Here is a 22,989-nt window from a genome sequence, read left to right as displayed (position 1 = left end):
TAAATCGTCAGTTCCTGGACCAGTTAATCAACCATCGATTACAAATGTGCCCAAAATTATAGTGATGCGGTTTATCTGCATGAACACCAGGAAGTAAGTTCAGCGCCTCATAATCGCCCACCTCGTAGCGAGTAGCCCATGTATTCCTGCCATTATTGACATGAATGAATGGCTTAGCATAAAAACCACCTTTACAGCCACTGAACTTGATGAGCTCCACCACTTTTCCGTCACTGCCAGAGGTGTAGACAGTGGTCTTACGGTCAGCGACACCGCTAGGCTTGAAAGTAAATGCAACTACGCCCCCCTCCAGCGGATGCCCTTTACTGTCGGTGAAACTGACCTCCAGCAACGCCTCGGTCAACGCCTGGGTGGCGAGAAAAGCAGGCTTGGTCAGCCCATGAGGAATAGGCATGAAGCCCTTTTCGTGATGGAAGTCATAACGCATGTGTGGGTACGAACCAAACGCCAGTTCATAAGGCGCCTTGTCAAACTGAACCCCCTCGGCGGCCATCACCCGCACTTCAACTGTTGTCCCTGGCGCCAGCCGTTCCATCTTTTCAGGCCCGCTCCAGCGCTTGGCTTTCCATTCGCCGCCATCGGTCCGGTATTCCAGCCGCCATTGCTTGCCGTAGGACCTGACGTCCGGAATGGCCAATAGAACAGTCTGGCCACGCACGGCCGTAAAGGTGTAGTGGTGAACCGCCGTGACGCTTTCCAGCTCATGCTTGAGCAGATGAACACGGTCCTCCAGCACCATTGTCATCGATGCCTGGACCGGCGGCTGATTGGCCGGGTTCAACGAATCGGTCTGGGCGAATGCCGGCAAGGCCGTAGCGGTCAATACACCCGCCAGCCATAGGTTCAGACGCTTTTTATTTTTATCCATCATTGTCAGAATTCCATTTGATTATTTGAGTCGACCCGTGAGCCCTCTGGCATTAATTCCAGAACACGGCCGACGTAATCACTCGAAAATCAAATGTTCAATGACAATCAATAAAAATCAGAAACGTCCTACAGTTCAGGAATAAATCTGTATCAGCCGCGAAAAGGTCGGCAATGTGCAGACCCCTTCGCGGCTGAAGCCGCTCCTACGGCATACGGGCACCTCTGAAAATTACGTTTTCAAAGGCACCCATGCAGCGTCAGGCAAACGGCCGGTTACACCGCCAGGCTGCGCTCGCGCAGTTCGGTGTTGAGGATGCGGTCGTTTTCGCTGTAATCGACCGGGCAGTCGATCACGTGCACGCCCGGGGTGCTGATGCATTTTTCCAGCAGCGGCAGGAAGCCTTCGGCGCTTTCGACGCGGTGACCGTTGGCACCGTAGGCTTCGGCGTATTTGACGAAGTCAGGGTTGCCGTAGTCCAGGCCGAAATCGGTGAAGCCCATGTTGGCCTGCTTCCAGCGGATCATGCCGTAGCCATCGTCGCGCAGGATCACCACGGTCAGGTTCATCTTCAGGCGCACGGCCGTTTCCAGTTCCTGGCTGTTCATCATGAAGCCGCCATCGCCGCACACCGAGATCACCGGACGGTCCGGGTACACCAGGTGCGAAGCCATGGCCGACGGCAAGCCTGCGCCCATGGTTGCCAGGGCGTTGTCGAGCAGTACGGTGTTGGGCTTGTGCGCCTTGTAGTTACGGGCGAACCAGATCTTGTAGATGCCGTTGTCCAGCGCCACGATGCCTTCGGACGGCAGCGCGCGACGGATGTCGGCGACCAGGCGCTGTGGGTAAACCGGGAAACGGTTGTCGTCGGCGCCTTCGGCGATCTGCGCTTCGTTGGCTTCACGGATGGCCAGCAGGCGGGTGAAGTCCCAGTGCGAAACGCCTTCTAGCGCTTCGCCGATCTGCCATACGGCGTTGGCGATGTCGCCGATCACTTCGATCTGCGGGAAATACACCGCATCGACTTCAGCGGAGCGGAAGCTGATGTGGATCACTTCGGTGCCGCCCCGGACCATGAAGAACGGCGGCTTCTCGATCACATCGTGGCCGATGTTGATGATCAGGTCGGCGGCCTCGACGGCGCGGTGTACGAAGTCGCCGGACGACAGTGCGGCGTTGCCCAGGAAGCGCGGGTGGCGCTCGTCGACCACACCCTTGCCCATTTGCGTGGTGACAAACGGAATGCCGGTCTGGTCGATCAGTTGCTTGAGGACCTTGGCGGTCATCTTGCGGTTGGCACCGGCGCCGATCACCAGAATCGGGCTGCGAGCATTCTTGAGCTTGGCGACAGCGGCCTCGATCGACTTGTGCTCGGCCAGCGGACGACGGTGCAGGCTGCGAGGAATCGGCAGTGCGTCGGTCTGTTCGGCGGCGATGTCTTCAGGCAGCTCCAGGTGCACGGCACCGGGCTTTTCTTCTTCGGCAAGGCGGAAGGCCTCACGCACACGGGACGGGATGTTGTCCGCGGAAGCCAACTGATGGGTGTACTTGGTCAGTGGCTGCATCATGCCGACCACATCCAGGATCTGGAAGCGGCCCTGCTTGGATTTCTTGATCGGCTTCTGGCCGGTGATCATCAGCATCGGCATGCCGCCCAGGTAGGCATAGGCGCCGGCGGTGACCAGGTTGGTGGCACCCGGGCCCAGGGTCGACAGGCTGACGCCGGTCTTGCCGGTCAGACGGCCATAGGTGGCGGCCATGAAGCCGGCGGACTGCTCGTGGCGAGTCAGCACCAGCTTGATCTGCGACTTGCGCAGCGACTCGAGCAGGTCGAGGTTCTCTTCACCTGGAATACCGAACACGTACTCGACGCCTTCATTTTCCAGACATTGCACTACCACGTCGGCGGCCTTGGCCATGATGCTCCTCATCATTGGTTGGTTGTAAAAAGCAGACACCCCCGTAGGAGCGCGCTTGCCCGCGACCGAGTGCGCTAGCGCTCGCAAAATGTGTGAAACGCCACAAATTTACGACTGCTGACGCAGCCGGTCGCGGGCAGAGCGCGCTCCTACCGAGGTTAGGTGTCATAAAGCACATGGAGCGTAGACGCGCCCCCGACATAGAAAGTAACAGTGCTCAGGCCAACTGATAAGCGGTTTTGACCCGGGTGAATAAATGCCGTGCGTGGGTGCCCTGCTCGCGTGCGCCCAGGCTGGAAGCGCCGTTGCCGCCGAACGGCACGTGATAGTCGACGCCGGCGGTGGGCAAATTGATCATTACCATGCCGCTCGTGACGATCACTCGTGAACACCCTGGTGCCGGTGGCGGGCCTGGTCGACTCGCTGCGCTTTGCCGCCGACAAGTCATTCCGCAGCCAGCAGGTGCATTGCCAGTGGGACTGGATGACCTGCCTGGACGAGCCGGTGACCGCCAGTTGCGGCATGCCGATCTCGCCCACCAAGCCGCTCAATGTCTGGGCGCAGTACGACTACATCGTGATCGCCGGCGGCCTGATGGGCGAAACCCGCAACCCGCCGCAATGGCTGCTCGACGCATTGCGTGACCTGCATGCGGCCAAGGTGCCGATCATCGCCCTGTGCTCGGCCTCGTTCGTGCTGGGCAAGGCCGGGCTGCTCGACGGCAAGCGCTGCGCGGTGCACTTCACCATCCTCGACGAATTCAAGACGCTGTTCCCGGGCGCCACGGCGGTGCTGGACAAGAGCTATGTCGACGACGGCGGCATCATCACCTGCCCTGGCGGCACCGCCATCGACCTGGCCGCCAGCCTGATCAGCCGCCACTGCGGCGCGGTACGAACGCAGAAAGGCCTGGAATACCTGCTGGTCGAGGCCCAGACCGACACCCGGGAGCAGGCCGGCGCCCCGCCGAGCATCTACGAAAACGACCGGGTCAGCCGCGCCAGTTGCACCGTGAGTTCGTGGCCAACACCCAGGAACCGCCGGCCAATTACTGGCGCAAACTGCGCCTGGACCACGCCCGGCGCCTGCTGGTCAACACCAGCCAGAACATCACCACCATTGCCCTGGGCTGCGGCTTTTCCGATGCCTCGCACTTCATCCTGTGGTTTCGCAAGCAATACGGCGAGACCCCCTACTCCTACCGCAAGCGCCGGCATGAAGTGGAACGGTTCAAGGCCGACTGGCAGGCGGAGCCGGTGGGGCTGGATCTTTAGGCTCTGTACGAAAAGTCGGTGAGCGAAGGTCAGGCAAGGCAAAAAACGGCGAGCAAGCACAGTTGACACGTGTCAATGAGCATTGCGAGTCGATTTTTAACGCAGCATGGCCGAGCGCAGCCACTTTACGTACAGAGCCTAGGGCCTGGCAGTTCTGACAGGTAGGCAAGGCCGGGATAACGGGTGAACCTGAGGGCATCTGCCCCACGCCCATGACCGCTGCCTATGACCCATCTAACGCCTGAATGGCTGTGCCGTTATCACTACGACCCGATTGACCGGCTGGCCGGGTGTTCGCCGGTTGGCCAGCGCGATGTGCATTGCTTCTATCGCCTGAACCGCCTGAGCACGGAAATCCAGAGGGCGGTGCAGACTTCATGCCTACGGGCACTCGATCTGTTACTGGCTCAACAGCGGCTGGCGGCAGGACAAGGTGAAAGCCTATTGCTTGCCACTGATCCGCCAGGTTCGGTGATGCATGCCTTGAATGCAGGACAGCAACACCGGTTTGCCTATCTGCCTTACGGCATGCGCCATCCAGACTCCGCGTCTCTGCCAGGGTTCAATGGCGAGCGGCTTGATCCGGTGACCGGGCATTATCTGCTGGGCAATGGCTACCGGGCCTTCAACCCGGTATTGATGCGGTTCAACAGCCCGGACAGCTTGAGTCCGTTTGGGGAGGGTGGATTGAATGCGTATGCGTATTGCGTGGGGGATCCGGTGAACCGGGTGGATCCGACGGGACATTTACCAAGTTTTTTCAAACGGATCAGGGCATGGATTAATCCTGTAAAAGCCACCCAGCCCGCTACCAATATCAGAAAAATTGCAGACGGTATTTTCAGCTTTGAGAAAAGCGCTTCCAAAACCAAAGTCATAGGGTTTCTCGGTCATGGCACCGCTGAGCCGCCAGCGGGCTTCGAGCCCATGCACCTTGCCATGTCAGGGGGTAACGCATTAACCCCACGCGCACTTTATAATCGGGCAATGCAAGCGGGTGTAGAAGTCCACAGCGCAGACAAAGTCAAACTACTCCTGTGCTTCTCTGGCGCCGGGGCAGAAAACTCCTTTGCCAGTGAGTTCTCAAAAGTGAGTGGCCGCCTGACCAAAGGCTATGACGGTCTTGTTCATACAAATCTAAGTCCGGTCGACATTGAAAATCTCATTGCGACGCAGTCAGACAGTATTCGAAAACTTTCCAGCGGCGCCTATGAGTACCAAGAAGGCATAACAGCTTACAAAAAAGAACCTTTCAGGTCTTTATTTTCACGCAGAAAAAACATTTACAGGCCTGTTACTTTCAGCCCCCTTTGAACACATACATGCCTTGCCTGCTGGCGCCACCGTCTTTCGACCATTCATTCTGATTGCACGGACTTACGATGCTGCGATGTGCTGTCAACATCTGTTTAAAAGCGACGGAGTGGAACTATCATTTTATCAGGTGGGCAAGGGCCAAGAGAACGTGAAAACTGAGTGCACCTGTTCGCGCTCAAGGCCGCTGCCCATGACCCGCCCAAAACCCGAACTGCAGTGCCGTTATCACTACGACCCGATTGACCGGCTGGCAGGGTGTTCGCCGCTCGGCCAGCACGATACGCATTGCTTCTATCGCCTCAACCGCCTGAGCACAGAAATCCAGGGGGCGTTACAGACTTCATGGCTACAGACGCCCGATCTGTTACTGGCGCAACGGCGAGTGGCGGCAGACCAAGATGAAAGCCTGTTGCTCGCCACGAACGCGCCAGGCTCGGTGATACATGCCTTGAGTGCGGGGCAGCAACACGGGTTTGCCTATCTGCCTTATGGCATGCGCCATCCAGACTCAGGGTCCTTGCCCCTGCCAGGTTTCAATGGCGAACGGCTTGACCCGGTGACCGGGCATTACCTGCTGGGCAATGGCTATCGGGCCTTCAATCCGGTATTGATGCGGTTCAACAGCCCGGACAGCTTGAGTCCGTTTGGGGAAGGTGGGGTGAATGCGTATGCGTATTGCGCGGGGGATCCGGTAAATCGGGTGGATCCGACGGGGCATGCGGGGTTATTCAGCTCTATCAAAGCGGCCCTTGGCCTCAGTGCCCATCGTTCAAACAACGTGATGCTTACCAAGCTCAAAATCTATTCATTTGATGAGCCGCTGAGCAGGCCAACGATAATTGAAAATCAACGATCATTGACGCCCTCATTGAGTAGCAGGCTCGACTTAAGCCGCGCTCAACCCCTACTTGCGAGCAGAAAAAACTCCAGCATGAACAATCTGTTCAAGCCCAGCTATGAAAGCACGAGGCCCGTCCCTCAGCGCTTTATCGACCATTACAAAAAGGCATTAATAAAGGCTTTACCCTCGGGCAGTAGCCCCCCTTCAAGTTCTTTTGACACAGCGTCTTATGCCAGTAGCTCGATAAGCAGCTTGAATTCAAACGTTTCCCTCCTCTCAGGCAAGCAGGTAAGACGCGTCGCATCAACCTCATCGCGCAGCGACGCCGGGCCTCATCTCCGTCACAGGCAGCGCTGACGTCCAGGAAAACTTCAGACACGCAAGAGACTGTCGGACGACACAGACGAATACAACGGCCCGTTCAGAATGATAAAAATGCGTTGGCCGGACCGATTCAACGACAGGTTGCCCTTCTCTTATAAGCCCGTTATTTTCAATCCCTGACATATTCACGCACAGCAAACGTTAACACTCACGTTCCTGCGCCCGCAGCAGGCATCGGTGTGCACTGCAAGTTTGATACAAGGCGATGAGCTGGCTGATCAGGATCTGCTTTACAAACTATCATTTTTGTCAGGTAGGCAAGGGTCAGGAGAACGTGAAAACTGAGTACACCTGTTCGCGCTCAAGGCCACTGCCCATGACCCGCCCAAAACCCGAGCTGCTGTGCCGTTATCACTACGATCCGATTGACCGGCTGGTCGGGTGTTCGCCGCTCGGCCAGCAAGATACGCATGGCTTCTATCGCCTGAACCGCCTGAGCACAGAAATCCAGGGCGCAGTGCAGACTTCATGGCTGCAGACGCCCGACCTGTTACTGGCGCAGCGGCGGCTGGCGTCAGGCCAAGGTGAAGGGATGCTGCTCGCCACTGACGCGCCAGGTTCGGTGATACATGCCCTGAGTGCAGGGCAGCCACAAGGATTTGCCTATCTGCCTTACGGCCTGCGCCATCCGCTGCATGCGTCTTTGCCCTTGCCAGGGTTCAATGGTGAACGGCTTGACCCGGTGACCGGGCATTATCTGCTGGGCAATGGCTATCGAGCGTTCAATCCGGTGCTGATGCGGTTCAACAGCCCGGACAGCTTGAGCCCGTTTTGGGAGGGTGGTCTGAATGCGTATGGGTATTGCATGGGGGATCCGACTAATTACTTCGACCCTACAGGTCACATTCCCCTGATGGCAAGACTATGGCGCTCATTTAGAGCACGCCTGAACATCAGAAGCCGTCTTCAACAAAACACACAACAGCTCTCGACTCGTGCGCCAGCCGTCAACGACATGAATGGTAACATTGTAAAAATAGGCAACAGAACAACGCTCGTAGACACATCACCTATGTCGACGCTTCCGCCCAAACAAGGCCCTTTGACGCCCCAGCAAGTGAATACTGTTGAAATGGCTGCAGACTATCTGAAAATCAACGCCCCAAAATCCCTCGCTGAAATGGCCGCTTCTGCGCTTCCAACTGCTAGACACTGGCCAAAGCTGCCCGACAATCACCCCCTCTTCACCGATAAAAAGCTCAGTGCATTGGTGCGCAACCCCAAGACAACGCTGAGTCGTCGATTTTTCAGGGCTCGGAGTGAGCATGAAAAATTGATTGTCATTACCCAAACCTTGCGCCAGTACCCTAATGGATTCAGTTCGTAATGTATTTTTAACCGCTATTCAGCGTTTCGGCTGTTTGAAGTCGCGCCAGACACAAGACTATAGATTTTATTGAATCTGAAGCGGCTCTACTGGCCATGATAGGGACGGTAGAACCCTACAAGTATGCTGCCTATATGGCTTTGTCGCCGGCAAGCCGCCTCCCACAAGGACCTGGGAAATCAGTGAGTTATTTCATTTTTTGATAAGCGCTCGCCTTGAGTCACTGACACAGCACCGCCTTGGCGCACCTTCCACAAGGCGGTGTCGGGCAAAAAACGCTTTCAGCCGGTCACGCAGGCATTGGGTTTGCGCCCGGCAAAGGTGTCGACCAGGCTGGCGATGACCATTTCGCCCATGCGTGTGCGGGTCTGGACCGTGGCGCTGGCGCGGTGCGGTTGCAGCACGACGGTTTCGTTGTTGAACAACACCTCGGGCACGCGGGGTTCGTCAACGAAGACGTCCAGCCCGGCGCCGGCGATGCGGCCGGCCTTGAGGGCGGCCACCAGGTCGTCTTCATTGATCAGCTTGCCGCGGGCGACGTTGATCAGGTAGCCCTCCTCGCCCAGGGCGTCCAGTACCCGGGCATCGACGATGGCCTTGCCGCTGTCGGCAGCGGCGGCCAGGATCAGCGCGTCGCTGTCACGGGCCAGCTCGGTAAGGTCGGCCACAAACCGGTAATCCACATCCGCCAGCGGTTGCAGGTCGGTGTAGCTGATCGGGCAACCGAAAGCCGCCGCCCGGGTCGCCACCGCACGGCCGACCCGGCCCAGGCCGACGATGCCGATGCGCATGCCGCTGAATTGCCGGGCCAGCGGCAGCGGTGCCAACGGCGTCGGGCTGTGTTGCCACTGGCCGGTGCGTACATAACGGTCGCTGGTGCACAGGCCACGGCAGGCCGAGATCAACAGGCCGATGGCCAGGTCGGCAACATCGTCGGTCAGTGCACCGATGGTCGCGGTCACGTGAATGCCCAGGTCGCGGCAATAGGCCAGGTCGACGGCATCGGTGCCCACGCCATTGACCGCCACCACTTCCACGCGCGGCAGTTGCGAGAGCACCGCACGGGTGATGCCGGTGTGGCCGCCGGTGATGACGCCACGGATATTGGGGCCATGTTCGGCCAGGTAGGCGGCCTTGTCGGCCTGCTGGTAATAGGGGCGGATCACGAACAGTTCGGCGAGGCGCTCGCGGATTTCGGGGATCAGGATCGGGCTCAGTTGCAGGACTTCGGGTTTCATGGCGTACCTCGCAGACAATGGGATGCATCCTCGTAGAACCGCTCGGGCAGCTCACCGCCCTGCCCGTCCATGGTGCGAACGGGCGGTATCTGCATTCCCGGCTGAAGCCGGTCCTACGGGATCGATTTGGGGTGGGTCAGCCGCGGCCGACGAAGGGCATCTTGGTGGCCATGACGGTCATGTTCAGGACGTTGGCCGACAGCGGCAGGCTAGCGATGTAGCGCACGGCATCAGCGATGTGCTGCACATCCACCATTGGCTCCACGGCAATTTCACCATTGGCCTGGCGCACGCCACGGGTCATGCGCTCGGACAGCTCGGTCAGGGCGTTGCCGATGTCGATCTGGCTGACGGCGATGTCGAACTCGCGACCGTCCAGCGCCAGGGCTTTGGTCAGGCCCAGCACCGCATGTTTGCTGGCGGTGTAGGGCGAAGTGAACGGGCGTGGCGAGTGCGCGGAAATCGAGCCGTTGTTGATGATCCGTCCGCCTTGTGGCTGCTGGCGGCGCATCAGGCCGAAGGCCTCGCGGCAGCACAGGAACACGCCGTTGACGTTGGTGGCGATGACGTTGTCCCAGTTCTCCAGCGGCAGTTCGTCAACCGGCACGGCCGGGGCGTTGACGCCCGCGTTGTTGAAGATCACATCGAGGCGGCCAAAGCGCTCCTCGACCGTGGCGAACAGCGCCTTGACGCTGGCCGGGTCGCGCACATCGGTGACCACCGGCAGCGCCTGCCAGCCCTGGGCGGCGGCCTGTTCGGCGACGCCCAGCAAAGGCTCCAGGCGGCGCCCGGCCAGGACCACGGTGTAGCCGTCCTGCAGCAGGCCCAGGGCCACGGCCTTGCCGATGCCACTGCCGGCCCCGGTGACCAGGGCAATTTTCAAAGAGGGGTTATTGGACATTGTTGTTCTCCTGGTGATGCGCTGTCTGATCGAGCGTTTCAGGCCGCTCGTTGGCCCACGCGAACTTCAAGGCTGCCGACCCCTTCAATGCCGGCGCTGATCACGTCGCCCGGCTCCAGGGCTGCCACGCCTTCCGGGGTGCCGGTCATGATCAGGTCACCCGGCAACAGGGTGACGCTGCGCGACAGGTGGCTGACGATTTCCGCCACCGACCACAGCTGGCTTTGCAGGTGCGAGCGCTGGCGTTCGGTGCCGTTGACCTTGAGCCACACTGCGCCCTGCTCGGCATGGCCCTGGGCGCTGACCGGCTGAATGGCGGTGATCGGGGCCGAGGCATCGAAGGCCTTGGCGCCTTCCCACGGCAGACCGGCCTGTTTGGCAACGCGCTGCTGATCGCGACGGGTCAGGTCCAGGCCGGCGGCATAGCCCCAGACGTGTTCCAGCGCCAGGCTTTCAGGGATGTCGGCGCCGCCGGTGCCGATGGCCACGACCAGTTCGATCTCGTGGCAGAACTCTTCGGTCTGCACCGGGTAGGCGATCTCGCTGCCGACCTCGACCACTGAACTGGCCGGTTTCATGAAGAACAACGGCACACCGCGAGCCTGGCCCTGGGCGTCGCTCCAAGGGTAGTTGCGGCCCAGGCAGAACACCCGGCTGACCGGAAAGCGCTGCGTGCTGCCGGCAATCGGCAGGCTGGGTTGTGCAACGGGGGTAAAGACAAAATCGCTCATGGTCGGCACGCTCAGGTCTTGTTGGGTAGGTTCAGGCTAAAGCGGTCTGGTCCTGTAAAGTTGGACGAAAACCGCTTTGCCTTGGAGTAAACGAGCCGATTGAGCCCGGTGACGCCGACTCAGCGCGCCTTGAGCTGGATGCGATACAACCGGCCCAGCAGCAGCGAGTAAGACAAGGTGCCCATCAAGGCCACCGCACCGATGAACCAGAACGCCAGGGAGAAGTTGCCGGTGGACTGCACGATGGCGCCGATCACGATCGGGGTGACGATGCCACCGATATTGGCCGCCAGGCTGGTGACCCCGCCAGTCAGGCCGATCAGTTCCTTGGGCGCGATTTCCGACACCGCCGCCCACGACGATGAAGCGATGCCCTGGGCGAAGAAGGCAATGGTCAGGATGGCGATGCAGATCAGGTTGGAGTCGGTGAAATTGACCAGCACGATGGACATGCCCAGCATCGATCCGACCACCAGCGGCAGCTTGCGGGCGAACGACATGCTGTAGCCGCGACGGATCAGCAGGTCCGAAATAGCGCCGGCCAGCAGGATGCCGATGGTCGCGCCAATGAACGGCATGATGGCGAAGATGCCGACCTTGATGGTGGTCAACTGACGCTCTTCGATCAGGTAGGTCGGGAACCAGGTCAGGAAGAAATACAGCGCCGAGGTGCTGGCGAACTTGCCGATGCAAATTGCCCAGACCTGCCGATAGCGAAACAGCTCGGCAATCTGGCGCCAGTTGAACCTGGTGCGCTCCTGGCTGCTCTTGACCAGGCCGCCGCCGTCTTCGATGTACTTGAGTTCTTCCTTGCTGACCTTCTTGCAGTTGAGCGGGTCACGGTACAGGAACAGCCAGATCACCCCGAACACGATGCCGACGGCGCCGGTGCTGTAGAACACATGACGCCAGTCGTAGGTGGTTGCCAGCCACAGCAAGGCGCCGGTGAACAGGGCCGTGCCCAGGTACTGGCCGCACACGTAGATGCTGCTGGCCATGCCGCGCTCGCGGGCCGGAAACCACACCGTCACCGCACGGCTATTGGCCGGAAACGCCGGCGCTTCCATGGCACCGACCGCCAGGCGCAGGCCGAACAAGGAGCTGAAGCCGGTGGCCAGGCCCTGGCAGACAGTGACCGCCGACCAACTGATCAGCGACACGCCGTAGGTGAGCTTGGAGCCGAAGCGGTCGGCGACGAAACCGGCCGGCACCAGCGCCAGGGCGTAGGTCCAGGCAAAGGCGGAGAAGATCAGGCCCATCTCGATCTTGTCCAGCCCCAGGTCCTTGGCCATGAACGGTGCGGCGATGGAGATGTTCACCCGGTCGACATAGTTGATGATCGTGGCGATCAGCAGCAGGCTCAGCATGAACCAGCGACGGCGGGTGGGCAGGCGCACGGAGGAACCTGCAGCTTCAAGGGGGGCGGCGCCGGTGGCGACAGACGCAGCCTGGGAGTTGGGGAGACTCGACATGATTTGACCTCTTTGTTCTTGGGCTATCGAGGTTTTCAGGCAAAACAGGACCGGCCCTCCCGCAGGCGGAAGGCGTGTGCTGTACTGGATCGGGTGGGGGTCATTCAGCCCTTGGGGGGCGGACTCGTCGGGCACCGGTCGGGCGGTCTGGGCGAGCGAAGAAGGGTTGTCATTGTGCGAGCACCTTTGATTATTGTTGGTCGATGTCTTCTGCAACGCCTATCAAGGTGGTCGTACAACCATTAAAAATCAACGGATGGATTAGAACGTTTTTTCACCAATGACCGGGATTAATCCTTGTTGTCCAAAAAAGCCGATTCTCCAGAAGACCACCAAACCAGCCACTCAAAACCATGAAATGTACGTTCTAGAGCCTTTTCGACATGAAAATGCTGGACCGCGTTTTTTGCACACAGGCCTTGCATCGTCCAAATGCCGGTGAAGGCACATCCATACAAGGTCATCGTACATCGCTTGCCACATCATGCCGCGCTGGACAAAAATCCTCCTACGATCCCAGGCCCTGGTGGCCGTTTATCAACAAGGGAGATGAACATGCAGTCAGCCAGCCGGGTACCGACCTACGGCATGCAGCAGCGCAGCGAGCGCGCCGACTTCTACATCCGTGACGAGAAGGCGCGCCGCGCCGAGACCGGCCTGCATCGCCACGAGTACTTCCAGATCCAGGTCAACCTGGGCGGCGATACGGTGCAGCACATCGGTCATGTGCAGCGCCCTTTCCCGCGCAATGCCCTGGCCTTCATACTGCCGCACCGCATGCACCTGATCGAGCACCCGGCCGATAACCACTTCATGGTCATCAACTTCTCTCAGACCTTCTTGCTGCCGCATTTGCAGTGCGACCCGATGGACCTGGAGGAAGTGTCGATCCTGCTGGCGCCGGAGCTGTCGCCGTTTCGCTTCCAGGAGCACATGGACTTCATTCTGGAGCAGGACGACTTCGAGCATGTGTGTACGCTGGTGCGGCAGATGCGCGACCTGGACCCGCAGCGCCAGTTCGGCACCCGGGAAATCATCAAGGGCCTGCTGCTGCAGATGATCGGCACGGTGTGCCGGCTGTACGCCGAACCTCTCAAGCAACTGGCCGAGAACAACGCCGCCCAGGCCAGCCGCCGCGATGCCTTGACGCGGATGTCCGAGTACGTGCGCAAACACCTGGACGACCCGGACCTGAGCCTGACCAAGGCTGCGGCGGCCACCTACCTGTCACCGACCTACCTGACCCACTGGTTGCGCAAGGAGATCGGCAAGACCTTCAGCGAACTGGTGCTGGAGCGACGCATGCACGCGGCACGCAACCACCTGCTCAACGGCACCCGGCCGGTAGGTGAAGTGGCCCGATTGTGCGGCTTTGCCGATGAGGCCTATTTCTCCAGGCGCTTCCGCCAGATCCACGGCCTGCCGCCCGGACAGTTCAGGCGCCAGCAACTGGAAGTGGAGCCAGTGTCCCCGTAGGAGCGCGCTCTGCCCGCGACCGGCTGCGCAGCAGTCGTAAAATTGCAGCGTTCTCGAGATTTCTGCGAGCGCTACGCACTCGGTCGCGGGCAAGCGCGCTCCTACAAGGGTTGAATTTAATAGCAATAAAATCAGTGCCGTTCCCGGCTGAAGCCGGTCCTACGGTCCTACGGTCGTGCGGGTTTATAGATTTTCGGCGCTGGCAAAGAACCGCGCGGCCAGGTCGATGAAGCGGGGCAGCGCCGGGTTGTCGTTGTCGTCGCGGTAGACCATGTACATGTCGGCGGTCGGCGAGGCATCGACCAGCGGGCGAAATTGCAGGTGGCCCATATACAGCTCGCGGCCCGAGGCCGGGACAATGGCGATGCCCAGGCCGGCGCGCACCAGGCCCAGAATCGAGTGGGTCTGCTTGAGATAGTACAGGTAGCGCGGCGATACACCGGCCGTGGCGAACAGGCCAACGATGCAGTCGTAGAAATAGCGCCCTTCCTTGGCCGAATACATGATGAACGGGTGATGCACCAGGTCGCTGACCGACAACTGCGCCCGCTCCGCCAACGGATGCCCGGTGGGCATCACCACCATCAGCGGCTCGCGGCTGGCCAGTTGGTAGCTCCAGCCCTGGCGCGGGTCTGCACTGCGCACGAAACCGATGTCGATCATGTTGGCGGCCAGGGCTTCGGTCTGGTCGCTGGAGACCATCTCGTGCAGCTCGAAGCCGATGTCCGGCAGCGCCTGCCCGGCCTGGCTGAGCAGTTCGGGAATCAGGTTGTAGCCGCTGACCGCCGTAAACCCGAGCACCAGTTGCCCGGCCTCGCCACTGGCCAGGCGCCGGGCGCTGTCGCTGGCCTGCTCAGTGTAGGCCAGCAGGTGCTGGGCATCGCGCAGAAATTGCCGACCGGCCACGGTCAGGCGCACCTGGCGGTTGTTGCGGTCGAGCAACTGCACGCCCAGTGATCGCTCCAGCAACTGGATCTGTCGGCTCAGCGGTGGCTGGGTCATGAACAGCCGTTGTGCGGCCCGACCGAAGTGCAACTCCTCGGCAACCATCACAAAGCAACGCAATTGGTGCAATTCCACGATTCAATTCTTGTATCGATACATTCACTATGGATGTTAGACGTGAATCGATGTTTTTCCTAGGCTGTCGTCACTCTCAGAGTCCTTTACAACGACAATTCAAAGGAAGTGACGATGACCCAGGATATCCTGCTCACCCAACCCGTTCCGGCGCCCATCGACGCCCGGCTCCTGCACAGCTACACCGTCCACCGCCTGTACCTGGCCGACGATCAGGACGCCCTGCTCAATGCGGTCGGCCCGCGCATTCGCGGCGTGGTCACCGGGGGCGCCAAGGGTTTGTCCAATGCGCTGATGGACCGTTTGCCCAACCTGCAGATCATTGCCATCAGCGGCATCGGCACCGACGCGGTCGACCTGGACCACGCTGCCGAACGCGGCGTGCGGGTCACCACCACGCCGGGCGTCTTGACCGATGACGTGGCCGACATGGCCATGGGTCTGCTGATCATGACCCTGCGCGACCTGGCCGTCGGCGAGCGCATCGTGCGCACCGGCCAGTGGGGCCGGGTCAACCAGCCGCTGGCGCGCAAGGTCAGCGGCACGCGCATCGGCATCGTCGGCCTGGGCCAGGTCGGCCACGCCATTGCTCGTCGCGCCCAGGCGTTCGGCATGAGCATCCAGTACAACGACTTGCGCGAGCAGCCACAGACCGGCTACCGCTTTTTCCCCGACCTGCTGGAGCTGGCGCGCCACAGCGATGTGGTGGTGCTGGCCGCCTCGGCTGACCTGGGCCGGGCGATCATGACCCGCGAGGTATTCGAGGCGCTGGGCCCCAAGGGCTATTTCATCAATGTCGCGCGCGGCAAGCTGGTCGATGAAGACGCACTGATCGCCGCCCTGCAAGACGGCACCATCGCCGGTGCCGGGCTGGACGTGTTTGTCGACGAACCCAACGTCCCCGAGGCCCTGCGCACGCTGGACAACGTGGTGCTGCAACCGCACCGCGCCAGCGCCACCGAACAGACCCGCCTGGCCATGGGCGAAATCGTCCTGTCGCACCTGCAGGCCTGCTTTGCCGAAACCCAACGCAAGGCCGCCCTGCCGGCCTGACGCGCTTTCTCCTTCCAAGAACAACAGGGCCCCTCGAGGGCCTGCGGAGAACACCCAATGAACAGCAAAACCGTCCCGCTGGACGCCGCGGCGTCCGAGGCTCGCGTCGGTCGTCATCGCTTCGTCATCCTGGCACTGATTTTCGTCGTCACCGTGCTCAACTACGCTGACCGCGCCACCATGTCGATTGCCGGCACCGAGGTGGTCAAGGAACTGGGCCTGGACCCGATGATGCTCGGCATGATCTTTTCGGCCTTTGCCTGGGCCTATGCGCTGGGGCAGATTCCCGGCGGCTGGCTGCTTGACCGCTACGGCGCCCGTCGGGTGTACGGTTGCAGCCTGTTCCTGTGGTCGGTGTTCACCCTGCTGCAAGGCACAGTGGGCTGGATCGGCCTGGTGGGTTCCACGGCGGCGGTGGCGCTGTTCGGCATGCGCTTCATGCTCGGGCTGGTGGAGTCGCCGGCGTTCCCGGCCAACAACCGTATCGTGTCCAGCTGGTTTCCGACCAAGGAACGCGGCACGGCCTCGGCGCTGTTCAACTCGGCGCAGTACATGGCCGTGGTGGTGTTCGCGCCATTGATGGCCTGGCTGACCCACAGCATGGGCTGGGAACATGTGTTCCTGTGGATGGGCGGGCTGGGCATCGTCGCGACTTTCTTCTGGTTCGCCCTGTACCACGACCCGGCCAGCCACCCGCGCCTGGAAAAGGCCGAGATGGATTACCTCCGCGAAGGCGGCGCGCTGGTCGACCTGGAAGCCCGGCGCAAGAGCGAAAAACCCAAGACCCAATGGCGTGAAGTGGCGCAACTGTTCACCAGCCGCACCCTGTGGGGCGTGTACCTGGGCCAGTACTGCATCACCGCGCTGACCTATTTTTTCATCACCTGGTTTCCGATCTACCTGATCAAGGGCCGGGGCATGACCATCATGGAAGCGGGTTGGGTCGCGGCCTTGCCAGCGATCTGCGGGTTCTCCGGTGGCGTGCTGGGCGGCGTGGTCTCCGACTGGCTGATCCGCCGTGGCGTGCACCCGTCCCGGGCGCGCAAGACACCCTTCGTGATCGGCATGGCCTTGGCGGCCACCCTGGTGTCGGCCAACTACGTGGACGCCAACTGGATGGTCATTGCGCTGATGGCCCTGGCGTTCTTCGGCAAGGGCCTGGCGGCCGTCGGCTGGGCCGTGCTGTCGGACACCGCACCGCAAGGCATGGTGGGCCTGAGTGGCGGCGTGTTCAACGGCATCGGCAACACCGCCGGCATCATCACCCCGGTGGTGATCGGTTACTTCGTCGCCACCACCGGCTCGTTCGACTCGGCGCTGTGGTTCGTGGCCGCGCATGGCCTGGTGGCGATCTTTGCCTACACCGTACTGGCCGGGCGGTTCGAGCGGGTGGTGATTCGCAAGTAAATGCACGCCTCACCGCTGAACCGGTGGGAGGCGGCCGGCCTCTTCGCGGGCAAGCCCCCTCCCACAAGCGCTATGCAACGCTCAACACCGCGGCCAGCGTCTGCATCGTTCATACGCAAATGGACGCCTCACCGCAGAGCCGGTGGGAGGCGGCTTGCCGGCGATGGCTGCCTCACAGGCACAGCAGAGGCTGCGGCCTTGCCGGCCTCTGCGACCGGGCTCAGGCCCCCGCCGGATTGATGTCCGCTTCGCCGATGTGAACCGCCAGCCACACCGTGGGCTGGTCAGGGTCGGTAAAGGTCACGAGGTGCTCGGTGTCGGCCGGGATCAGCAGGTGGTCGCCGGGCGCCAGGACGGTTTCAGCGCCGTCCATCATCACCCGGGCGGCGCCGCTGACCACCATCACCCATTCGACATGCGGCTGACGATAAGGCCGGTCAAGGGGTGTGGTCTGACCGTGGGAGACGATGCGCTCGATGCGACAGCCGGGCGTGACCAGCAGGTCGGTGAACACCTCGGCGGTGCGGGCGTCGGGCAAGGGGGCGAACAGGTTGACGGGTGTGCTCATGAGGGTGGGTCCGTTGCCGCAGGGCGGGCAGGCACACATTGCATGTATGCCTGCCCGCTGCTGCTTCAGCTCAGATGAAACCGTGCCGTATTGTCGTTCAGGGCACGGCTGCCTTTGCTCAGCGTATCAGCTGCCTGGTTGACTGCACGCGCGCCGTCCAGCAGGCGCCCGGCGGCCTGGTCGACCTGCTGGATATTGCCGCTGACTTCGTCGGCGGTGGTGGCCTGTTCTTCTACGGCGGTGAGGATCTGCGCCAGGGTGTCGGTGACGCCTTGTACGGCCGTGGCGATTTCGCCCAGGCGCACGCCCAGCCCGGTCACCGATTGCGCATCGTTGACGGCCTGGCCGCAGGCGGCCTCCATCAGATTCACCGCCTGGGTCACGGTGGCACGCAGACTGTCGACCGTGCCGGCAATCTGCGCGGTCGAAGCCTGGGTGCGCTGCGACAGGCTGCGCACCTCGTCGGCAACCACGGCAAAGCCCCTGCCCTGCTCGCCGGCGCGCGCGGCCTCGATCGCGGCGTTGAGCGCCAGCAGGTTGGTCTGCTCGGCAATGCCACGAATGGCATCGACCACCGACTGGATCTGTTGGCCCTGCTCGCTGACCCGGCCCAGTGCTTCGGCCGTTTCGGTCAGGCGACGGTTGAGTTGCTGGATGCTGTCGGTGGTGCGCTGGCTGTCGCGGCTGCTTTCTTCGGCGATGCGCCGGGTCTGCCGGGCGCTGTCGGACGCCTGCTCGCAGCTCTTGGCCACGCCTTGGGAGGTGGCGGCCAGTTGCGTGGCGGCGGCAGCGATCTGGCTGATCTGCTGTTGCTGTTCCTCCACCTCGTACAGTGTGTCGTTGGCCTGAGTATTGAGGGTCTGCACCGCCGAGCCCAGTTGCTGGGTTTCGTGGTTGACCCCTAACAGGCTGGTGCGCAATTGCACCACGGCCACGTTCAAGGCCCGGCTGATGGCCGCCAGTTCATCACGGCCCTGCACCGAAACCTCGACGCACAGGTTACCGTCACGCAGCGATTCGGCCAGCATAGTGATGCCGCTGGCGCTGCGCCGGATCGACGCCTGCAAACAGGCGAACAGGTACAGGGCGGCGAGCAGCAGCACGCCAATGGTCACGCCCACCGGGATGAATTCGCGGTTGGATTTGTCGTGGTAGTAATCGAGTCGCTCGTTGAGCGACTGCAACGATTGCTGGCGCAGCGTGGCCATCTCGTCCAGCAAGCGGTCGACACTGCGCTCGAAGTCGACCGGCTTGAGCTTGATCGTGCCGCCAAACACCCCGTCGTCGAGCACCTTCAGTTCTTCATTGAGCACTTGCATGGTCGCCACGTAACGGCCGGCCCAGCCTTGCAACTCCGGCGGCAGGCGGCTTTGCAGGGAGCTGCCCGTTTTGAGCATCTGTTCGCGGGCGTCGTCAATGCGGCTGCGCAGGTCGCGCATCTGCAAGCGGCTCTGCAGGCTGAACTGGCCGGTGACCACCGAGGTCTGGCCAATACTGGCCATGCGGCCGATACGTTCGACCAGTTCAGGGGTCTGCTGGGTCGACAACTGCATCAACAGGTAGGTTTCCAGCCACGGATCGAGAATCAGCCCGGTGTCCATGGTGATCTGGTCACGCACCGCTTGCAGATGGCTGATCGCCGTCGTAAAGCGATCATAACCGTCCGGCCACCAGCCCACGCTGCGCAAGGATTCAGTGTCCAGCCCCTTGACCGACGCTTGCAGGGTCTTGTAGCGCGCCTGCGTGTCGGCCCCGACCTTTTCACTGGCCAGTGCGGCCTCCAGGTTTTGCAGCGCCTGGTTGATGCGCGGCACGGCGGCGTCGATCTGGCTCATCACCTGACGCGCTTCGGGCGTAGGCTCACGCAGGATATCGATCGCCTTCCAGCGTGCGGCGCGATCACGCTGCGCCGACAGTTCGCGATCCAGCTCATCCATGGCCAGCAACTGGCGCACTCCCGATTGCTCCTGGGCAATCACCGCCAGCTTGGCGCGGTACTCCACGCCAATCATCCACACACTGCCCAGCAACGGCAGCATGAACAGCAGGAACAGCAGCTGAAACTTGCGAGCAAAGCCAAAACGTCCCAACAGACGCATACCCGGCGACAACAGGCTGTTCATGTCCCACTCCTGCACGTGAATACCCGGCTGCCGGGCGATGCCGGCAGGGGTATCTTCTTGCTACAAAGGTAAACGGCAAAATGCCATGAAAATGTTTCCGAATTGCCGTGTCGCGCGGTATCCCTGAAAAAGCCGGGGTGAACATTCCTGTAAGCGACACGGGCTCATCGGCCAACGTCATGGCGTTTAGCTAGCAAGAAGCGGACCGTACCGTTATCGGGCAATGCCCGCTGTCTCGTGCGCTGTTGTCGGGCGCTTTTCTGCACCATTTTTGTGCGGCGCGGCGACCTGAGCGTCACTGGAAGAAACAGCAGTGGGAACAAAACAGACGCCCGTTCTGTGGACCTGCGCTAAGCGATTGATCGCATGGAGATATTTTTTAAAATAAATGCTTGACGAGATTTCGTTTCGAGCGAATAATGCGCGCCACTTGGCTACATAGCTCAGTTGGTTAGAGCATAGCATTCATAATGCTGGGGTCCGGGGTTCAAGTCCCTGTGTAGCCACCAAGTACCGACCTAGAGACCCGCAAGTGTCTTCAGGTCAATCAAGAAGCCCGCCTCGTGCGGGCTTTCTTGTTTCTGGCGTTCCCATCCGGCCACTCTCCATACCCACCACCGTGTATGCCCTTGTGCCTGCGCTGAATCAGGGGTTACTGCCGGGGCATGAGCGCATATTGCGCCCTGCCCTGTCAGCGGATCAGACCGCCTGCACCCTGGCCAGTTGTTCGCCTTCAAGCCAGGCGCTGACGTCACTGGCGCGCATGGGCCTGGAGAACAGGTAGCCCTGGGCCCAGGCGCAGCCGAGGCTTTTCAGGGCGTCGAGTTCGGCGGCGGTTTCCACGCCTTCGACGATGCATTCCAGTTGCATGTCCTGGCACAGGGCAACCAGCGACTTGACGATCTTGAAACTGGCCGGGTCGAGGTGGATGTTGGTGATGAAGGTACGGTCCACCTTCAGCTTGGTCAGCGACAGCGCGTGGATCTGGCTCAAGCTGGAATAGCCGGTGCCGAAGTCGTCGAGGGAAATGCCGCAGCCCAGTTCGCGAAACCGGCTGATCGCTCGCTGGGTCTGCGGCAGGTCCTGGATGGCCGCGGTTTCGGTGATTTCCAGATCGAGACAGGCCGGGTCAAAACGGCTGCTCTTGATCAGCTCGACGATCTGCTGGGCTGCATCTTGCGAACCGCAGTCGTGGGCGGACAAGTTGAATGACAGGCGGATACCCTCAGGCCAGCTGGCAGCCGCGTCCAGCGCCTTGCTCAGCAATGGCAGCGTGAGGCGGTTGATCATGCCGACGCGCTCGGCAATCGGGATGAAATCACAAGGCGGCACGTTACCCAGCTCCGGGCTCTCCCAGCGGGCCAGGGCCTCGAATGCGACGGTGTGCTCACTGTGAATATCCACGATGGGCTGGAACACCACATGAAACTCACGCTCCAGATCGGCCCTGCGCAGGGCCTGTTCGGTCAGCCCTTCGCGATTGAGCTGCTGGCGATGGGCGGCGCTGAACAGGCAGACCGTGCCGGGGCGGTGGCGCTTGCTCTGATACAAGGCATAGTCGGCGTATTCATACACCTGCGTGGCGCAGGAGGCCTGGTCCGGGAAGGTCGCGATGCCCAGTGACGCACTGATCTGAATAGGGATGTCCACCAGCAGAAACGGCTCGCGCATGCGGGCGCAGATTTTCTCGCCAAACACCCCCAGTTGGTCGTCGCTCATGACCTGCGTGATGATCAGGCCGAACTCGTCACCTCCCAGCCGGGCCAGGTGCACCTGTTCGTCGAGCAGCCCGGTCAGGCGCTGGCCAACCTGATAGAGCAGCTTGTCACCAATGCTATGGCCATACAGATCGTTGACCGGCTTGAAGCCATCCAGGTCGATCAGTCCCACGGCCAGGCGAATCTCCTGCTCGCGGGCGCGGGACAGCAGCGTATCGAGGCGGGAAAAGAACTGCCGCCGATTGGCCAGCCCGGTCAGGCTGTCCTGATTGGCCAGGTGAAGGTTTTCCTCGCTGAGTTTTGCCGTCTGCGCCTGCATGTTCACCAGCCGGGTGAAGTCGGCGTACTGCGCCTTGAGAATGATCAGCATGGCGATGGACACCAGCAGGACGTCAATCGCCGTGGCAATGAAGGTCATGATATTGGTGGACGCGAAGAACACCACGAACGCCGTGTTGACCACCGCCGTGGTAGCCAGGGCAGCTGGCAGCAGGTGCATCATGCAGAAAATGCAGCCAATGACGGTGATCGCCATATAAAAGGCGACATGCGCCTGGGTGTAGCTGTCGCCATAGGGAAACAGCGCCAGCGACCAGGCGGTGAACGCCACGGCGACAAACGGCGCGAGCATGTTGGTGCGCTTAAGCGCCGTGAGCATCTGCGCCGGGCTGCGCGCCTGCCTGCGCGTGCGTATCCATTCCGCCGTACGAATCACACCGAACAACGTCATGAGCAATGGGCAATACACCACCAGCCAGCGCGGCGCGACCGCAAAGTGGGTGCCCGCCAGCATCAGGGTGTTGATCAGCAGGATGAAATACATCATGGGCAATTGGCGAGAAAGCGCGATGTATTGCGCCTTGACCAGACCCGGGTTGTCCCTGGGCACGGACATCAACGCTCGCACGCCGAGCAGTGTTTTCTTCATCAGGCGGTGCTCTGAAAATACAACCGGATAAATAACCGAACGGATTATCCAGTCAGGGCCGAGCAGGGCTAAACACTGCTCTCATGGGATCGTGTCGGCCGATCCTCTTGTTTCTGCACCCTTTACGACTAGTGGCACTTTGATTGCGTTCCATCTACCGGTCGTAATGATTGCAAGCGAAGCAAGCCCCCTCGAACAGCCTTGACGGTTAACAGCCGATGGGCTGTCATCTGCGACGATTGACGCTTGCAAAGGGATCAGGTGATTGTAGCCAATCGACCGGTGGCTGCTTCGCAATCTCAGCGAGCATCGATTGCCCCACTCTGGCCAGCCAGATGTCGAA

At 61.1% G+C, this 22,989-nt stretch carries 17 protein-coding genes, 1 tRNA gene and 2 pseudogenes; 9 read left to right on the top strand and 11 right to left on the bottom strand.

Annotated features, from left to right (window positions below; genetic code table 11):
* Positions 1-7: 7 nt before the first annotated feature.
* From DGA31_RS25445 to DGA31_RS25435, 3 genes and pseudogenes are all read right to left on the bottom strand, one after another.
* Positions 8-892, bottom strand: a complete 885-nt coding sequence (locus tag DGA31_RS25445) for an Ig-like domain-containing protein (RefSeq protein WP_109514385.1) — start codon at positions 890-892, stop codon at positions 8-10.
* 272 nt (positions 893-1,164) lie between these two features.
* Positions 1,165-2,808 (bottom strand): acetolactate synthase large subunit, encoded by a 1,644-nt coding sequence (locus tag DGA31_RS25440; protein WP_056841743.1) that lies wholly within the window; start codon positions 2,806-2,808, stop codon positions 1,165-1,167.
* Between the two features lie 217 nt (positions 2,809-3,025).
* Positions 3,026-3,178 (bottom strand): annotated as a pseudogene (locus DGA31_RS25435) (aldehyde dehydrogenase family protein); the annotation flags it as partial.
* A gap of 113 nt (positions 3,179-3,291) precedes the next feature.
* Here DGA31_RS25435 and DGA31_RS30390 point away from each other — a divergent pair.
* From DGA31_RS30390 to DGA31_RS25410, 5 genes and pseudogenes are all read left to right on the top strand, one after another.
* Positions 3,292-3,621 (top strand): annotated as a pseudogene (locus DGA31_RS30390) (DJ-1/PfpI family protein); the annotation flags it as partial.
* A gap of 206 nt (positions 3,622-3,827) precedes the next feature.
* Complete coding sequence (locus DGA31_RS30385) at positions 3,828-4,082, top strand: helix-turn-helix domain-containing protein (protein ID WP_241509653.1); 255 nt, start codon at positions 3,828-3,830, stop codon at positions 4,080-4,082.
* 225 nt (positions 4,083-4,307) lie between these two features.
* Positions 4,308-5,396, top strand: coding sequence for an RHS repeat-associated core domain-containing protein (locus DGA31_RS25420; RefSeq protein ID WP_109514383.1), 1,089 nt, complete (start codon positions 4,308-4,310; stop codon positions 5,394-5,396).
* Positions 5,397-5,589: 193 nt separating this feature from the next.
* The gene (locus DGA31_RS25415; RefSeq protein WP_109514382.1) at positions 5,590-6,597 is read left to right on the top strand and encodes an RHS repeat-associated core domain-containing protein; all 1,008 of its coding nucleotides are present in this window, start codon (positions 5,590-5,592) and stop codon (positions 6,595-6,597) included.
* A 343-nt stretch (positions 6,598-6,940) separates the two neighbouring features.
* Positions 6,941-7,951, top strand: coding sequence for an RHS repeat-associated core domain-containing protein (locus DGA31_RS25410; protein ID WP_109514381.1), 1,011 nt, complete (start codon positions 6,941-6,943; stop codon positions 7,949-7,951).
* Between the two features lie 281 nt (positions 7,952-8,232).
* Here the strand turns inward: DGA31_RS25410 and DGA31_RS25405 are convergent, their stop codons facing one another.
* The 4 genes from DGA31_RS25405 to DGA31_RS25390 all read right to left on the bottom strand — a co-directional run bounded on the left by DGA31_RS25405 (position 8,233) and on the right by DGA31_RS25390 (position 12,293).
* Positions 8,233-9,189: a 2-hydroxyacid dehydrogenase gene (locus DGA31_RS25405; RefSeq protein WP_109514380.1), complete on the bottom strand. Its 957-nt coding sequence runs from the start codon at positions 9,187-9,189 to the stop codon at positions 8,233-8,235.
* A 136-nt stretch (positions 9,190-9,325) separates the two neighbouring features.
* Positions 9,326-10,090, bottom strand: a complete 765-nt coding sequence (locus DGA31_RS25400) for an SDR family oxidoreductase (RefSeq protein ID WP_109514379.1) — start codon at positions 10,088-10,090, stop codon at positions 9,326-9,328.
* A gap of 38 nt (positions 10,091-10,128) precedes the next feature.
* Positions 10,129-10,821, bottom strand: a complete 693-nt coding sequence (locus DGA31_RS25395) for a fumarylacetoacetate hydrolase family protein (RefSeq protein WP_056841756.1) — start codon at positions 10,819-10,821, stop codon at positions 10,129-10,131.
* Between the two features lie 119 nt (positions 10,822-10,940).
* Positions 10,941-12,293 (bottom strand): MFS transporter, encoded by a 1,353-nt coding sequence (locus DGA31_RS25390; protein WP_109514378.1) that lies wholly within the window; start codon positions 12,291-12,293, stop codon positions 10,941-10,943.
* Positions 12,294-12,848: 555 nt separating this feature from the next.
* Between DGA31_RS25390 and DGA31_RS25385 the strand changes: the two genes are divergently transcribed.
* The gene (locus DGA31_RS25385; RefSeq protein WP_109514377.1) at positions 12,849-13,769 is read left to right on the top strand and encodes a helix-turn-helix transcriptional regulator; all 921 of its coding nucleotides are present in this window, start codon (positions 12,849-12,851) and stop codon (positions 13,767-13,769) included.
* A gap of 183 nt (positions 13,770-13,952) precedes the next feature.
* On the opposite strand, the gene DGA31_RS25380 is transcribed toward DGA31_RS25385, so the two are convergent.
* Positions 13,953-14,849, bottom strand: a complete 897-nt coding sequence (locus DGA31_RS25380) for a LysR family transcriptional regulator (RefSeq protein ID WP_206606850.1) — start codon at positions 14,847-14,849, stop codon at positions 13,953-13,955.
* A gap of 114 nt (positions 14,850-14,963) precedes the next feature.
* Here DGA31_RS25380 and DGA31_RS25375 point away from each other — a divergent pair, with 114 nt between their 5' ends.
* Positions 14,964-15,902 carry a 2-hydroxyacid dehydrogenase gene (locus tag DGA31_RS25375; RefSeq protein ID WP_056841759.1) on the top strand — a complete coding sequence of 313 codons (939 nt, stop codon included), beginning with the start codon at positions 14,964-14,966 and terminating at the stop codon, positions 15,900-15,902.
* A gap of 57 nt (positions 15,903-15,959) precedes the next feature.
* Positions 15,960-17,309, top strand: coding sequence for an MFS transporter (locus DGA31_RS25370; RefSeq protein ID WP_056841760.1), 1,350 nt, complete (start codon positions 15,960-15,962; stop codon positions 17,307-17,309).
* Between the two features lie 220 nt (positions 17,310-17,529).
* Here the strand turns inward: DGA31_RS25370 and DGA31_RS25365 are convergent, their stop codons facing one another.
* Both DGA31_RS25365 and DGA31_RS30950 read right to left on the bottom strand, forming a co-directional pair.
* Positions 17,530-17,877 carry a cupin domain-containing protein gene (locus DGA31_RS25365; RefSeq protein WP_109514375.1) on the bottom strand — a complete coding sequence of 116 codons (348 nt, stop codon included), beginning with the start codon at positions 17,875-17,877 and terminating at the stop codon, positions 17,530-17,532.
* A 65-nt stretch (positions 17,878-17,942) separates the two neighbouring features.
* Positions 17,943-18,905: a methyl-accepting chemotaxis protein gene (locus DGA31_RS30950; protein ID WP_421958009.1), complete on the bottom strand. Its 963-nt coding sequence runs from the start codon at positions 18,903-18,905 to the stop codon at positions 17,943-17,945.
* Between the two features lie 1,527 nt (positions 18,906-20,432).
* Between DGA31_RS30950 and DGA31_RS25355 the strand changes: the two genes are divergently transcribed.
* Positions 20,433-20,509 (top strand) — tRNA-Met (locus DGA31_RS25355).
* A 190-nt stretch (positions 20,510-20,699) separates the two neighbouring features.
* Here DGA31_RS25355 and DGA31_RS25350 read toward each other — a convergent pair.
* Complete coding sequence (locus tag DGA31_RS25350; RefSeq protein ID WP_109514373.1) at positions 20,700-22,646, bottom strand: putative bifunctional diguanylate cyclase/phosphodiesterase; 1,947 nt, start codon at positions 22,644-22,646, stop codon at positions 20,700-20,702.
* Between the last annotated feature and the right edge of the window lie 343 nt (positions 22,647-22,989).

The sequence above is a fragment of the Pseudomonas ovata genome (assembly GCF_003131185.1).
GTDB lineage: Bacteria > Pseudomonadota > Gammaproteobacteria > Pseudomonadales > Pseudomonadaceae > Aquipseudomonas > Aquipseudomonas ovata.
The sequence above is the reverse complement of the archived record's forward strand: the minus strand, read 5'-3'. Positions and strand labels throughout refer to the sequence as shown.

Coding starts and splice junctions, on each gene's coding strand:
- DGA31_RS25445 (WP_109514385.1), bottom strand. CDS start 892: ATGATGGATAAAAATAAAAAGCGTCTGAACCTATGGCTGGCGGGTGTA.
- DGA31_RS25440 (WP_056841743.1), bottom strand. CDS start 2,808: ATGGCCAAGGCCGCCGACGTGGTAGTGCAATGTCTGGAAAATGAAGGC.
- DGA31_RS25420 (WP_109514383.1), top strand. CDS start 4,308: ATGACCCATCTAACGCCTGAATGGCTGTGCCGTTATCACTACGACCCG.
- DGA31_RS25415 (WP_109514382.1), top strand. CDS start 5,590: ATGACCCGCCCAAAACCCGAACTGCAGTGCCGTTATCACTACGACCCG.
- DGA31_RS25410 (WP_109514381.1), top strand. CDS start 6,941: ATGACCCGCCCAAAACCCGAGCTGCTGTGCCGTTATCACTACGATCCG.
- DGA31_RS25405 (WP_109514380.1), bottom strand. CDS start 9,189: ATGAAACCCGAAGTCCTGCAACTGAGCCCGATCCTGATCCCCGAAATC.
- DGA31_RS25400 (WP_109514379.1), bottom strand. CDS start 10,090: ATGTCCAATAACCCCTCTTTGAAAATTGCCCTGGTCACCGGGGCCGGC.
- DGA31_RS25395 (WP_056841756.1), bottom strand. CDS start 10,821: ATGAGCGATTTTGTCTTTACCCCCGTTGCACAACCCAGCCTGCCGATT.
- DGA31_RS25390 (WP_109514378.1), bottom strand. CDS start 12,293: ATGTCGAGTCTCCCCAACTCCCAGGCTGCGTCTGTCGCCACCGGCGCC.
- DGA31_RS25385 (WP_109514377.1), top strand. CDS start 12,849: ATGCAGTCAGCCAGCCGGGTACCGACCTACGGCATGCAGCAGCGCAGC.
- DGA31_RS25375 (WP_056841759.1), top strand. CDS start 14,964: ATGACCCAGGATATCCTGCTCACCCAACCCGTTCCGGCGCCCATCGAC.
- DGA31_RS25370 (WP_056841760.1), top strand. CDS start 15,960: ATGAACAGCAAAACCGTCCCGCTGGACGCCGCGGCGTCCGAGGCTCGC.
- DGA31_RS25365 (WP_109514375.1), bottom strand. CDS start 17,877: ATGAGCACACCCGTCAACCTGTTCGCCCCCTTGCCCGACGCCCGCACC.
- DGA31_RS30950 (WP_421958009.1), bottom strand. CDS start 18,905: ATGCTGGCCGAATCGCTGCGTGACGGTAACCTGTGCGTCGAGGTTTCG.
- DGA31_RS25350 (WP_109514373.1), bottom strand. CDS start 22,646: ATGAAGAAAACACTGCTCGGCGTGCGAGCGTTGATGTCCGTGCCCAGG.